Genomic DNA, 379 nt, shown 5'->3' on the forward strand with positions numbered 1-379 from the left:
ATCATTTTCTGAGTCATGGTGCCCAGGAGAGGACTCGAACCTCCACGAAGTTGCCCCCGCTAGCACCTGAAGCTAGTGCGTCTACCAATTCCGCCACCTGGGCGACTCAGGAGGAGAATTCTGCGGGAGAACCGGGATTGTGTCAACAGGATGTCGCAGAAAATTTCGTTCGCCGCGCGATCCAGCGTGACCGCCGCCGATGCCGCGCGAATCGTGCGCGGGCGAGTGCAGGGCGGTAGAAACGAAAAAACCCGCTTGCGCGGGTTTGATCATTTTCTGAGTCATGGTGCCCAGGAGAGGACTCGAACCTCCACGAAGTTGCCCCCGCTAGCACCTGAAGCTAGTGCGTCTACCAATTCCGCCACCTGGGCGACTCAGG

General features: G+C 59.1%; 2 tRNA genes. Both read right to left on the reverse strand.

Annotated features, from left to right (window positions below):
• Positions 1–16 precede the first annotated feature (16 nt).
• Positions 17–103: transfer RNA gene (locus tag ABE546_RS18585), tRNA-Leu, on the reverse strand.
• 181 nt (positions 104–284) lie between these two features.
• Positions 285–371: transfer RNA gene (locus ABE546_RS18590), tRNA-Leu, on the reverse strand.
• Positions 372–379: the final 8 nt, after the last annotated feature.

The organism is Stenotrophomonas sp. TWI377 (genome assembly GCF_039674525.1).
In the GTDB taxonomy this organism is placed as follows: Bacteria; Pseudomonadota; Gammaproteobacteria; order Xanthomonadales; family Xanthomonadaceae; genus Stenotrophomonas.